The organism is Pseudoalteromonas sp. SM9913 (assembly GCF_000184065.1).
Taxonomy (GTDB): Bacteria; Pseudomonadota; Gammaproteobacteria; order Enterobacterales; family Alteromonadaceae; genus Pseudoalteromonas; species Pseudoalteromonas tetraodonis.
In genome coordinates, this window is the sequence record NC_014800.1 from 555,895 (window position 1) to 570,025 (window position 14,131).

Sequence of the window (14,131 nt, forward strand, 5' to 3'; positions counted from 1 at the left end):
CGCTGAATGGACGCACTATCGCAATTGTTTTATTTGCATGGTATTGGTTACGAATACACTAAGTATACGGGTGAACACGTTATATTTAGCGAAGACACCCGTAAATCTGCTTTGCACTGCTGTGGCGTTGACACACGTGATACGGCGCAAATAACCCAGTTAAATTATCAATTGGATGCGGCTACGTGGTTAACACTCGCACCTGCTGTTAGCATAATAGATCAGGCTAGTAATGTGCTAAAGGTGCGTGTTAATGAAGCTGATACGCATCACAAAATTACATTAACTGTGGCAGCATTAAATATAAAGCTGCAATTTGAACACATTGCTCAGTATGCAGCATTAGGTGAGTACTTTGTAAATGGGTGTCGTTATATAGAAATAGCGCTACCACTGACGCATTTACCAACCGGCTATTATGATGCGTTATTAACGATGGGTGAGCAATCAGCGAAAACACAAATTTGGTCGACCCCTAAACAAGCCTACCAAATAGCGGATAAAAAACGCTTTGGCTTATCAATTCAGTTATATACATTAAAAAATAAAGCCGGACTCGGGATTGGCGATTTTAGTGATTTACTTGAGTTGGCAACCTTATGTGCAAAGCAAAATATGGACTATATTTTACTTAACCCATTGCACTTATTGTTTGCAGATAACCCTGAGTGCGCCAGCCCCTACAACCCAAACAATCGTGCCTTACTCAATCCGCTATATATCGCAATTAATTTATCGCCAGACAGCTTTAACAATTCGGATTTAACTAAGTTGTTATCTGCTAATACCTCAAGTAAATACAGCGACCAAGGTGTAGCCTTTATTGATTATAAAACGGTTACTGAGTGTAAATATGCTGCTTTTAAGCTGCTTTTTAAGCATTTTCAACAACAGGGCAGTCAAGCACGGCAAAACGAATTTAGTGCGTTTTGTAAACAGTACAGTGATGTACTTGCTATGTTAGAAACCACAGAGCCCACATTTGAATATTACCTCCAATGGCAAGCACACAGCCAACTTACGCAATGCCAACAGCATTGTATTGCCCAAGGGATGGCGATTGGTTTAATTAATGATTTAGCGGTGGGCTGTGCTAATGAGGGCACTGAATTTAAATATCAGCAGGGATTATTTAGTCAAGATGCAACCCTTGGCGCACCACCAGATCCTTGGGCACCTAACGGCCAAAATTGGGGGCTGCCAGCAATAAACCCGCAGCGCCTTGCTGACAATAACTATCAGTTTTATCGTTCACTCATACGCGCCAATATGGATGCAGTAGGCGGGTTACGAATCGACCATGTAATGGCGATTAGGCGTTTGTGGTGGTGTTTCATAAACAATAATACCCAAGATGGCTGTTATGTGTACTACCCATTTGAGCATTTATTAGCAATTTTAAAAATTGAATCTCATCTTAATCAGGCCATAGTAATAGGCGAAGATTTAGGGGTTGTTCCACCGGAGGTAAAAGAGGCACTGGTTGATAGTGGCATTTTCTCAAACAGCTTATTTTATTTTGAAAAACAACAAAATGATGAGTTTGTAAACAGCGATGACCTTAGCGATCAATGCCTGCTGATGATAGCCAATCATGATGTACCGCCATTTGTGGGCTGGTGGCAGCATAGCGATTTAAAAATTAAACAGCAGTATGGGCTGATTGATACTGATGAGTATCAGCAGTTAGTTCAGCAGCGAGAGCAAGAGCAACACCGGTTATTACGCTTTTTAAACCCACAAAACACTTCCTTGTCACTTAACACGGATGCTTTTGACGTTTATAGCACTTTGGCTGTATGTTTAGCTAAATCGCCGTCTCGTTTATTTGCATTACAGCTTGATGATTTAGACAAGCAACACTACCCAGTCAATATTCCTGGCACCGATAAAGAGTATCCTAATTGGCGACGGGTACTCACACATACGTGCGACGATATTTTTAAAGATAATGCTGCTCTTTTGGCTGCAATACATTCAATAAGGAATGCGTAAATGGGCAGTACTAAAAATAGGGTATCAACGCAATTAGTTGATTATGACGCACAGGTAAACGCATTAACTGCAGGGCGATTTAAAGACCCGTTTAGTTTTTTAGGCGCGCACAACACCCAAAGTGGCACTGAAATACGCGTGTATTTGCCAGCGGCATTACGCGTCGAACTGTTAATTGATGGTCAAGTTATTAGCGCGTTACGCTATAAACACAGTGATTTATTTATCGCTGAGTTATCAAGCATGCCTAGCAGTGTTTACCAATGCCAGGTTAGTTATGAAAATAGCGATGTTAGATTTTATGATGAATACAGCTTCAGCAGTACATTGGATGAACAGGCTATGTACTTGTTTAACGAAGGTAGCCTTGAGCATGCTTATACTCACCTAGGTGCGCAATTTACTACACAACAAGGGGTAGATGGTGTTCGTTTTTGTGTGTGGGCGCCTAATGCCGCCAGTGTATCGGTTATTGGTGAGTTTAATTTTTGGCAAGCGAATCGCCATTTTATGCGATTTCATCCGGCAAGTGGGGTATGGGAATTATTTATCCCGGGTTTAAGTGCAGACATGTGCTACAAATTTGCTATTACTACGCTCAGTGGCGAAGTTTTAGATAAAGCCGATCCTTTTGCATTTAAAATGCAGCAAGCACCGGGCACTGCCAGTATATTACAGTACAAACCAGCGCCTATTTTGCTAAGTGAACAAGCGATTATAAATCGCCAAAAGCGTAATCATATTGATGCCGCTATTAGTATTTATGAAGTGCACTTAGGCTCTTGGCAACGCGCTGAGCATAACCGTTACTTAAGCTACACCGAGCTTGCAGATAAGCTTGTAGGCTACGTGATTGAAATGGGGTTCACGCATTTACAACTTATGCCGATCAGTGAATACCCGTTTGATGGCTCTTGGGGTTATCAGCCAGTAGGGCTGTTTGCACCTACGAGCCGCTTTGGTGATTACAACAGCTTTAAATACTTAGTTGAGCAATGTCATAAAGCTAACATAGGCATATTACTTGATTGGGTTCCTGGGCACTTTCCAAGCGACCCACATGGCTTACATTGCTTTGATGGCACCCATTTATACGAACACGCTGATATGCGCCAAGGGTTTCATCCTGATTGGAACACCTATATTTATAATTATGACCGCCCTGAAGTAAAAAGCTTTTTAATTTCTAATGCGATGTATTGGCTTAGCCAATTTGGCATAGACGGACTGCGTGTAGATGCGGTGGCGTCAATGCTTTACCTTGATTACAGTCGTAAAGAAGGACAGTGGGTAGCTAATTGTTATGGCGGTCGAGAAAACTTAGGGGCAATAGAGTGCCTAAAACAAGTGAACTTACGCAGTTATAAAAATAACCCCGGCATTATGATGGTTGCCGAGGAGTCAACGGCTTGGCCTGGGGTCACGCAAAGTGTTGAACACAATGGCTTAGGTTTTGGTTATAAATGGAATATGGGCTGGATGAATGACAGCTTAGATTATATGCAGCAAGATCCGTTATTTAGAAAATATCACCATCATAAAATGACATTTTCTATGGTGTATGCATTTAGTGAAAATTATATTTTACCGCTCAGTCATGATGAAGTGGTGCATGGCAAGGGATCACTACTAAACAAAATGCCCGGTGACGATTGGCAGCAGTTTGCAAACTTACGTGCTTATTATGCGTTTATGTGGGCACATCCAGGCAAAAAATTACTGTTTATGGGCGCCGAAATAGCACAGCGCAAAGAGTGGGATCATGACCATTCACTAGACTGGCACTTGCTTGAGCATCAAAGCCATCAAGGGATTCAGCATACGGTTAAACGTCTTAATCAAGTGTATCAAGCGCATCCATCTTTATATGAGCTTGATAGCTGTGCAACGGGCTTTTCATGGATAGATAATAATAACAGCCAGCAGAGTATGTTTAGCTTTATTCGTTATGCTAAAAATGCTGACCACTTTATGGTTATTGTCGCTAACTTTACACCAACGGCTTATCAACACTACACCTTAGGTGTGCCAGCGAAGGGCACATATAAAGTGGTATTAAATACCGATGAAGTTTGCTTTTTTGGCTCAGGTTATCGTGTCACAGAGGATAAAAACCAGCTTATCCATTCAGTCGTTCAGCCAAGTCATGGGTTTGATCACAGTATTACAGTTAATATTGGTGGCTTAACCACACTTTACTTAGAAAAGGTGAATGATGAGTAATTGCTTTGAGGTTACTCAGGGTGCGCCTTTGCCACTGGGTTCGAGTGTACAAAACCAAGGCGTTAACTTTGCCTTGTATGCCCCTAATGCAAGCCAAGCTTTTGTGTGCTTATTTGATAAAAGTGGTCATACAGAAATATTAAAAATAGCCATGAATATTAATGAAGGCGGCGTATGGAGCATTCACATAGCCCCATTAAGCACAGGCGCATTGTATGGCTTTAGGGTTGATGGCGAATACAGCCCAGAAAAAGGCATGTTGTTTAATGAGCATAAATTACTGATTGATCCGTATGCAAAAGACTTGTTTAACGAATTTACTTGGAGCGAACGTCATTACGGGCAAATGCCCATTGGCACTAAAAGCGTGGTTAATAATGCGATAGATATGCCTAAATCAAAAGTGACTGCGCCGGTTGCTTATTCAAATAATAAGCCACAGCATAGTTGGGCCAATACCGTTATTTATGAGTGCCATGTTAAAGGTGCTACCTGTCGCCATCCTGATATCCCTAAAGCGCTACAAGGGACATTTTTAGGTTTGAGTCATCCCAGTTTTATTGAGCATTTAAAAAGTTTAGGGGTAACGGCTATTGAGCTTTTGCCTGTGCATGCTTTTATAAGCGAACAGTTTTTAACCGCTAAAGGACTGCAAAATTACTGGGGCTATAATAGTCTTAATTTTTTTACTCCTCATAAAGACTATTTGGTTAATGACGATATAAACGAATTTAAACAAATGGTGAGTGAGTTACATCGCGCCAATATTGAAGTTATTTTGGATGTGGTATACAACCACACCGCAGAGGGAGGAAATGATGGCCCTATTTTATCTCTGCGAGGGCTCGACAACCTGACATATTATCGCACCATTGAGGGGCAACCCAATGTTTATATTAATGATACAGGGTGTGGCAATACGTTAAATATCGATCACCCTAAAACCTTACAATTGGTACTCGACAGCTTACGTTACTGGGTTGAAGTTATGGGCGTTGATGGCTTTCGATTTGATTTAGCCACCATTTTAGCGCGTTCAAATACGGGCTTTAGTGCGTCTCACACCTTTTTACAAGCAATTGCCCAAGATCCTGTGTTAAATAAAGTTAAACTGATCAGTGAGCCGTGGGATATAGGCCCTGGTGGTTATCAGCTTGGTGCATTTCCTTCACCTTGGCGAGAGTGGAACGATCAATATCGTGATGTGATTAAACGCTTTTGGCAAAGTGAAAAAGGCATTATTAGTGATGTCGCAAAGCGTTTACATGGCTCGTTTGATATTTTTGAACACAGTAACCGAGGCCCGCTAAATAGCATTAACTTTATTACCAGCCATGATGGGTTTACGTTAGCCGACTTAGTCAGTTATGAGCAAAAACATAACCAGGCCAATGGTGAAAACAACCAAGATGGCCATAGCGCTAATTATTCGTTTAACTGCGGGATTGAGGGATTTACCAGCGACCCAGAAGTAATGAGTTTGCGCTTACAACAACAAAAAAACTTTCTACTCACCTTATTACTCTCCAAAGGCGTGCCAATGATAGCCGCTGGCAGTGAGATGGCGCACTCGCAAGGCGGTAATAATAACGCTTACTGTCAAAATAATCGCACCAGCTGGCTTGCCTGGAAAGACTCACAACTGAATCATTCATTGATTCAGTTTATTGATGATGCGCTAAAAATCAGGCGTGGTCACAGTGCATTTAAACACAGTGTGTTTTTGGATGATATTGATGAGCGCTTCACCGTTAAGTGGTTTACCGAGCAAGGTAAAAAAATGGATGAAACACATTGGCATGAAGATACACGGCAATTTTTAATGTATAGCTTACTTGATAAGCAAAATAAGCATGCGTTATTAATTATTCTTAATGCTAGTAAACAGCCTGTGGTCTGCCAATTACCACAATCGCCCATTATCGCGCCATGGACGTTAGTATTATCAAGTGTAAATAACGCATCATCTGTTATTCAAGAAGATGCAACCGTAAATATTTCAGCACAAAGTAGTTGGGTTTTTAGTGCCAATTTAGAAGGCGATGATTATGACTAAGCAAGACGAGCAAGTGTGTGTAGTAAAAGGCTGGCAAGCAGGCCCAGTGATTGACGAAAGTACTTTAAGTGATGATTTAACACGACACTTTTATTACACCTTAGGGCGTGATGTGGTGGGCGAGTCACAGCTGTATTTGTATCATGCATTAGCACTGACGATCAGAGACCGGTTAGTGGCACGCTGTAGGGAAACCAATCAACAAATAAAACAACAAAAACGCCGTAAAACAGCCTATTTATCGTTAGAGTTTTTAATGGGCAGAGCGCTGGGTAATGCAGTATTAAATTTAGATTTAGAATCACAAGTTACAAAGGCACTGCAAGCTTACTGTACTGAGCTTGAAAGTGTTGAACAAGCTGAGCATGATGCCGGTTTAGGCAATGGCGGCTTAGGGCGACTAGCGGCCTGTTTTTTAGATAGCTGTGCCAGTTTAGCGCTGCCAGTGGTCGGTTACGGTATTCGTTATGAATATGGCATGTTTAATCAGTCAATAAAAGAGGGTAATCAGGTTGAGCAACCAGATAACTGGTTACGAGAAGGTCATCCTTGGGAATTGAGCGCACCGGAGCAAGCTAAACGGGTTAAGTTTTCTGGTTATGTACAAAGCTACACCGATAAATTTGGCCGTGAGCATCGCCAATGGATCAGTTCTCAAGATGTATTAGCAGTGCCTTATGATGTACCTATTCCGGGCTATAAAAATAATATTGTTAATACCCTTAGACTTTGGAAGTCTGAAGCAACGGACGAATTTAACTTAACAGAATTTAATGCTGGAAGTTATTCTGAAGCGGTAGCACAAAAAAATCTCGCTGAGCAAATAACCATGGTGTTGTACCCTAACGACAGCAGTGAAAATGGTAAAGAGCTGAGATTACGTCAACAATACTTTTTATCATCGGCAAGTATTCAAGATGTACTTACACAATGGATTGAACAATACGGTAATGATTTTACTGAATTTGCTCAGCATCATGTGTTTCAGCTTAACGATACCCACCCAAGTATTGCGGTTGCCGAGCTTATGCGAATTTTAGTTGATGACCATGAACTGGATTGGGATCAGGCATGGAATATCACCACCAAAACCATGGCTTACACAAATCATACTTTACTACCAGAGGCATTAGAGAAGTGGTCGGTATCGTTATTTGCTAAATTATTACCGCGTATTTTAGAGATTATTTATGAAATTAATGCCCGCTTTTTAGCCGAGGTGGCCATGCATTGGCCAGGTGATGTGCAAAAACAACGGGATTTATCATTAATTGAAGAAGGGGGCGAGCCGCAAATACGTATGGCCTTTTTAGCCATTGTCGGCAGCTATTCTGTTAATGGTGTGGCAGCACTACACACGCAGTTATTAACCGCGGGTTTGTTTAAAGATTTTTATGCGCTATGGCCTGATAAATTTAACAACAAAACCAATGGTGTTACTCCACGGCGCTGGCTTGCATACTGCAATCCGAGTTTAAGCCAGATCATTAGCGAAAAAATAGGCAAAGACTGGATAGGTGATTTTGCACAAATTAGCCAATTACGTCGTTACTACGATGACCCGCAGTTTCATATAAAGTGGCAGCAAGCAAAACAGCAAAACAAACAACGCTTAGTTGATTTAGTAAAACAAAGATGTGGCGTAGAGTTTGATATTAATATGCTATTTGATGTGCAGGTAAAACGTATTCACGAATATAAGCGCCAGTTACTTAACATTTTACACGTTATTCATTTATATGACCGCATACGCCGTGGCGACACACAAGGTATGGTGCCTCGTTGCGTTTTATTAGGTGGTAAAGCAGCACCGGGTTACATGATGGCTAAAAAAATCATTAAACTCATTAATAATGTTGCTGAGGTGATCAATAAAGACCCACAGGTATCTGCTTTTCTAAGAGTCGCGTTTTTACCTAATTATAATGTCACCGCCATGGAAACCATTTGCCCTGCAACGGACTTATCGGAGCAAGTGTCAACAGCAGGCAAAGAGGCCTCAGGTACCGGCAACATGAAGTTTATGATGAATGGCGCGCTAACAATAGGCACCCTAGATGGCGCTAATATTGAAATACGTGACGCTGTTGGGGCTGAGAACTTCTTCTTATTTGGCGCACAAGCTGAGCACATTGACGACATAAAAGCGCATTATAACCCCAGTGAAATAATTGCGAATAACCCTGATTTGAATAGTGTGATGCACTTACTCGAAAGTGGCCATTTCAATCTATTTGAACCTGGCTTATTTGACGATGTGATTAATGGCATTAAAGGTAACAACGATCCTTGGTTAACCGCTCATGACTTTGCCAGCTATATAGCTGCGCAACGTGATGTTGATAAAGCCTATGCAGATCAAACCTACTGGACTCAAATGAGTATTTTAAATACTGCCGCCAGTGGCTCATTTTCTAGTGACAGAACAATTAGTCAATATTGTGATGATATATGGCATTTAACTCCACTAGATACCACACACCAAACAGTAAAAACAAACACTGACACTAACAGCTGACACTAAACGGAGAGAGTAATATGCCCAGTTATGCAAATCGTTATATAAGTAATTTAACCAGAGAAACCTACGCTTTAATTCTTGCCGGAGGTCGCGGTTCTCGCTTGCATGAGCTAACCGACTGGCGTGCTAAACCCGCCGTTTATTTTGGTGGTAAACATCGTATTATTGATTTTCCACTATCAAATTGCATTAACTCAGGTGTAAGACGTGTCGGAATTGCAACGCAATATAAATCACACTCACTGATTCGCCATGTAAATCGTGCGTGGGGGCATTTTAAAAAGGAATTAGGTGAGTCAGTTGAAATATTACCTGCGTCACAGCGCCATGGTGATGAATGGTATTGCGGTACTGCCGATGCGGTATTTCAAAATATGGATATCATTCGCCATGAGTTACCTAAATATGTGATGATTTTATCTGGCGACCATGTGTATCGTATGGATTATGGCGGGCTGTTGGCAAAGCATGTAGAAAATGGCGCCGACATGACGGTATGCTGTTTAGAAGTACCGGTTGAAGAAGCTGCGGGTACCTTTGGTGTGATGACGGTTGATGAAGAAAGTCGTGTACGTCGTTTTGACGAAAAACCTGCCGAGCCCAGCTCAGTGCCTGGTAAACCAGGCACCTGTTTAGCATCAATGGGAAATTATGTATTTAATACTGAGTTTTTATTTGAGCAGCTACAAAAAGATGCGCAAACAGAGGGCTCAGGGCGTGATTTTGGCCATGATATAATTCCTGCCATTATTGAAGAACATAATGTGTTTGCCTACCCGTTTAGAGATCCCGCACAAGTAGGACAACCCTATTGGCGCGATGTGGGAACTCTAGATTCGTTTTGGGAAGCAAATATGGAACTAGTTATGCCGGAGCCTCAACTGGATTTGTACGATCCTACTTGGCCAATTTGGACTTACCAAGAGCAACTTCCTCCTGCCAAATTTATTTTTGATGATGATGATCGCCGAGGGATGGCGGTTGACTCAACGGTGTCGGGTGGGTGTATTGTTTCCGGCTCGTTAGTGAGAAAATCATTATTATTTTCTAATGTACATATTCGTTCATATTGTACCATTGAGGAGTCGGTTATTTTGCCCGGTGCTATTGTAAATCGAGGGTGTAAAATTAAGCGAGCAATTATAGATAGAAGCTGTGAGATCCCACCTGGATTAGAGATTGGTTTTGATCGTAAAACCGATGAAGCCAATGGATTTCGGGTATCAAAAAAAGGGATTGTATTGGTCACCCGCGATATGCTGATGAAGTTAGACAATAAGTCACATCGTTAATAAATAATAATTAAAAGAGCAAGGCGAAAGCCTTGCAGCAAACTATAAGAGTAAATTAATGCATGTATTAATGGTTGCTGCAGAGAATGATGCGTTACCTAATGCCAAAGTTGGTGGTGTTGCTGATGTTATTCGTGATGTACCAAAGGCGTTAGTGGCGCAGGGGCTGACGGTAGATGTGGTTATTCCTGATTATGGTTTTGAACTAGGTGAGCGCTGTTTTATTGGTGAAGTGAGTGTGGCATTTAAGTCAGAGACCCACGTTTTATCTTTGTTTGAAATTCCACAGAATCAAAAAGGAGTGAGGCAAATAGTTATAAGTCATCCTCTTTTTAGTCAATCATTGAGTGTGTATTGTAACGACAACGATAATAGACCATTTGCTACCGATGCAACCAAGTTTGCACTGTTTAATGCCGCTATTTGTGAAGCCCTGATACAGGGCGTATTAACACAACCCAACACATTACATTTGCATGATTGGCACATTGCCTGTGTGGCCGTGTTACTTAAATTTAACCCTCGTTATGGCAAGCTTGCTAAGCTGCGCTTGGTATATACGGTGCACAATTTAGCTTTGCAGGGAATTCGTCCTTTTAAAGGGGATGATTCCAGCTTAGAAGCATGGTTTCCCTCGTTAAGTTACGACGGGCAACGATTATGTGACCCTCGTTATCCGCATTGCTTTAACCCTATGCGCAGTGCCATTAATTTAGCCGACAAAGTACATGTGGTTTCACCGAGTTATAGCCAAGAAGTGCAAATAGCAAGTAATGACGCCCACGGATTCTTTGGTGGCGAAGGACTTGAACGAGATTTACAACAAGCGGCTGAGCAAGGCAAATTAATTGGCATACTCAACGGCTGTGATTACGCAATTCAAGACGAACATGAAGCAACCTATAGTCAGCTATTAGAGCAAATAGAATCGACTTTGTTTAGTTGGATGGCAAAAAGCGCGCAATTACACAGCAGCCACTACATTGCCCATCAGCGTGTTTTACAATTTATGGCGTGTGATAAGCAAGGGCCACTTGTAACAAGTGTAGGGCGGCTCACTGAGCAAAAAGTATTGTTACTTTGCCAGCAACAAAGCAAAGACCTGACTATTGATTCAGTGTGTCAGATCATTAATCAATTTAAGGGGCGTTTACTTGTACTTGGCTCAGGCGATAGTAAACTTGAACACCTTTTTACCTGCGCCATGGCACGTAATAACAACTTTTTGTTTTTAAAAGGCTATGGGCAAGGTGTTGGCGATTTAATGTATCAATTAGGTGATTTATTTTTAATGCCGAGTTCTTTTGAGCCCTGTGGGATTAGCCAGATGCTCGCAATGCGAGCCGGCCAACCTTGCTTAGTGCACAGTGTCGGAGGTTTAAAAGATACCGTAGAGCATAATGTCAGTGGATTTTGTTTTAACGGCGATACGCTAAGTACACAAGCTGATGCACTCTTGCAGAGTTTAACTGAGGCACTTAGCCTATATCAAACAAACCCTAAGCAATGGCAAGCAATAAAAAGGCGAGCTGCTGATGCACGATTTAGTTGGGATAGTGTGGTAACTGATTATATAACATACTTATATTAAAAAATTTTATAAAGTTCAGTGACATCCGTTCTTATTTACGCTTTAATTACTTAGTCTGGTGGAAATAATATAAAGTAGGTAATGTGTCTGTATTTGTGGCAAGGCAAGCAATACTAAATCGAAATCAAAATGTAGTTGCTTATGAACTGCTATTTCGCGATAGTCCTGAAAATTGCTTTCCTGGTGTATCTGATGGTCAAGCAACGGCGAGGCTTATCATGGAAAACCAGCTTAACCTAGGTACTCGTCACATTACCTCGGGTAAAAAAGCATTGATCAATATTGGCCCTGAGTCGTTAAAACTTGATTTGTGTGATTTTTTACCTTGTAAAGATGTTGTCATTGAATTACTTGAAACCATAGAGCCCACCGACGATACCTACGAGCTATGTCGCAAACTATTTCACAGTAACTACAAATTAGCCCTTGATGATTTTGTTTATACGCCGCAGTGGGAGCGCTTTTTAAAGCTGGTCAACTTAATTAAATTTGATATTCGCCTTACTCCACTTGCTGAAATTCCGCTGGTGGTTAATAAGCTTAAAAAGCACAAAAATATTAAACTACTAGCCGAAAAAATAGAAACCGATGAAGAATATAAATTGGCCCGTAAAATGGGCTTTGATTATTTTCAAGGTTATTATTTTGCGCGCCCAGTGATGATAGAACAAAAAGATATTCACTATAATTACGGCCTAGTGATCGCCATTTACTCGGAAGTAATGAAGCCAGATCCTGATGTTAAAGTGATCACCGGTTTATTTGAGCTTGATGCGGCATTGGCCTACAAGTTACTGCGTTTATTAAATAGCGGTGTGTTTCCGCTACAAAGCCAAATTTCGTCATTAAAACAAGCGTTAGTTTACCTCGGCCAAGCGCGTTTAAAAAAGTTTGTTAGTTTAATTGTCACTGCCCATACAGCACGCTCTAAGCCTATAGAGCTCATGCAGATGTGCGTTATTCGCGCACGGTTTTGTGAATTAATAGCCGCTAAAGTTGCTAAGCAGGTTCAAGGTGAAGCATTTTTAACGGGGCTTTTTTCACTGCTCGATGCTATTTTAGACAAGCCAATGGACTTGCTGGTTGATAAACTTCCATTCCCGGAAGATATAAAAGCAGCGTTAACTGGTGAAAAAAATAACTTATATTATATCCTTGAAACAGTCAAAGCCTACGAAACAGGAAGCTGGTGGGCGCTTGAGAAAGCGGTATTACTGATTAATTTAGACAGTGCTTTTTTACCAAAATTATACAAACAAGCGGTACAATGGGCCGATAGCTATAAAGATAATATTTAGGGAATTCATGCTTTGCGCAATTATAATATGGACTTTATAAGGGGCATAGCCGTACTTGGTCTGGTGTTTATTAACTGTTTTTCCTTCGCTATTTTCGAGCTTAATTATACGCCACTCACAACACCACCACCTAGCGATCAGTTTCTAAACATACTAAGCCTTATATTTTTTGAAGGTCGGTTTCGCACTTTATTCACTTTACTGTTTGGTGCGGGTCTTTATATTCAGTATCAGCGATACCAATGCACTGAGCCACTAAAAAAACGATTACATTGGCTAATTGTGTTTGGCTTAATACATGGTTTTTTATTGTGGGCGGGCGACATTTTGTTTTTGTATGGGGTGTCAGGTTTATTTATATTGCGCTATTTAGATTACACGAATGAAGAGCTTAAAAACAAAGCGGCGCTTTTTACTTTTATTTCTTTAATGACCATTGCCATATTTATGTTAGGACTTAATGAGACGCCCTTATACAGAGATTCCCCCGAGTACTACGAAATATACACTAGTTACTACCAAAGCATCGGTGCTCACTTTAGCCAAAATATAGCAATGAGCGCCTATATGTTGTTGGCTGTGCCTATTTTATTATTGTGGGCTAGTGCTGGGTTTATGCTAATTGGTATTTTGGCTTACAAATACGGTGTGTTTAGTAAAGGGCTTAGTAAGGCGCTGCTTATTAAGCTTATTCTATTAAGTGCGTTATTTATTAGCTTAAGGTTAATGTTAGTGCCATACAATCAAGGTATTGGTTATGCCTTACAAGAGCCTGTTAATGAACTTGCTGCCTTATGTGTTGCACTGCTTTATATTCATTTAATCGTTAAACTTTGTGACAACAGCGCCCACATAGGGGGGCTTATCCAACAAGTTGGACGCTTAGCGTTTACTTTATACATAAGCCAAACCATTATGCAGTTATTATTGTTTAAAGTGTTTTTTCCGCAGTGGACGCTTGGTTTTAATCGACTCGATTATTGGCTGCTCGCCATTAGCTTAGTGATTGTACAGCTTATATTTACAGCTATTTATTGCCGGTATTTTAAGCAAGGCCCGCTTGAATACCTATGGCGTAAATTAGCGAAAATTAACCGCGAAAAAATAGCTTGAGTAGTTTAAACTATGCGCCTTTATATTTAAGAAGATTTGCCT

Annotated in this window: 8 protein-coding genes; all 8 read left to right on the forward strand. The window is 40.9% G+C overall.

Annotated features, from left to right (window positions below; all coding sequences use genetic code 11):
• Positions 1 to 6 precede the first annotated feature (6 nt).
• On the forward strand, positions 7 to 1,995 hold the full coding sequence (gene malQ / locus PSM_RS17675; protein WP_013463236.1) for a 4-alpha-glucanotransferase: 1,989 nt from the start codon (positions 7 to 9) through the stop codon (positions 1,993 to 1,995).
• A complete protein-coding gene (glgB, locus tag PSM_RS17680) occupies positions 1,996 to 4,218 on the forward strand; it encodes a 1,4-alpha-glucan branching protein GlgB (protein ID WP_013463237.1) in 2,223 nt (740 codons plus the stop codon).
• Entirely contained in the window at positions 4,211 to 6,274 is a 2,064-nt protein-coding gene (gene glgX, locus PSM_RS17685; protein ID WP_013463238.1) for a glycogen debranching protein GlgX, read from the forward strand. Before glgB ends, glgX begins: the two co-directional genes overlap by 8 nt.
• The gene (locus PSM_RS17690; protein WP_013463239.1) at positions 6,267 to 8,792 is read left to right on the forward strand and encodes a glycogen/starch/alpha-glucan phosphorylase; all 2,526 of its coding nucleotides are present in this window, start codon (positions 6,267 to 6,269) and stop codon (positions 8,790 to 8,792) included. Before glgX ends, PSM_RS17690 begins: the two co-directional genes overlap by 8 nt.
• A gap of 20 nt (positions 8,793 to 8,812) precedes the next feature.
• Positions 8,813 to 10,087 (forward strand): glucose-1-phosphate adenylyltransferase, encoded by a 1,275-nt coding sequence (gene glgC, locus PSM_RS17695; protein WP_013463240.1) that lies wholly within the window; start codon positions 8,813 to 8,815, stop codon positions 10,085 to 10,087.
• Positions 10,088 to 10,145: 58 nt separating this feature from the next.
• Positions 10,146 to 11,678 (forward strand): glycogen synthase, encoded by a 1,533-nt coding sequence (locus tag PSM_RS17700; RefSeq protein ID WP_013463241.1) that lies wholly within the window; start codon positions 10,146 to 10,148, stop codon positions 11,676 to 11,678.
• A gap of 83 nt (positions 11,679 to 11,761) precedes the next feature.
• Positions 11,762 to 12,976, forward strand: a complete 1,215-nt coding sequence (locus PSM_RS17705) for an EAL and HDOD domain-containing protein (protein WP_013463242.1) — start codon at positions 11,762 to 11,764, stop codon at positions 12,974 to 12,976.
• A gap of 27 nt (positions 12,977 to 13,003) precedes the next feature.
• Positions 13,004 to 14,089: a DUF418 domain-containing protein gene (locus PSM_RS17710; RefSeq protein WP_013463243.1), complete on the forward strand. Its 1,086-nt coding sequence runs from the start codon at positions 13,004 to 13,006 to the stop codon at positions 14,087 to 14,089.
• Positions 14,090 to 14,131 lie beyond the last annotated feature (42 nt).

Bases quoted from the DNA above. Each gene is read 5' to 3' on its own strand.
- malQ (WP_013463236.1), top strand. From the start codon at position 7: ATGGACGCACTATCGCAATTGTTTTATTTGCATGGTATTGGTTACGAA.
- glgB (WP_013463237.1), top strand. From the start codon at position 1,996: ATGGGCAGTACTAAAAATAGGGTATCAACGCAATTAGTTGATTATGAC.
- glgX (WP_013463238.1), top strand. From the start codon at position 4,211: ATGAGTAATTGCTTTGAGGTTACTCAGGGTGCGCCTTTGCCACTGGGT.
- PSM_RS17690 (WP_013463239.1), top strand. From the start codon at position 6,267: ATGACTAAGCAAGACGAGCAAGTGTGTGTAGTAAAAGGCTGGCAAGCA.
- glgC (WP_013463240.1), top strand. From the start codon at position 8,813: ATGCCCAGTTATGCAAATCGTTATATAAGTAATTTAACCAGAGAAACC.
- PSM_RS17700 (WP_013463241.1), top strand. From the start codon at position 10,146: ATGCATGTATTAATGGTTGCTGCAGAGAATGATGCGTTACCTAATGCC.
- PSM_RS17710 (WP_013463243.1), top strand. From the start codon at position 13,004: ATGGACTTTATAAGGGGCATAGCCGTACTTGGTCTGGTGTTTATTAAC.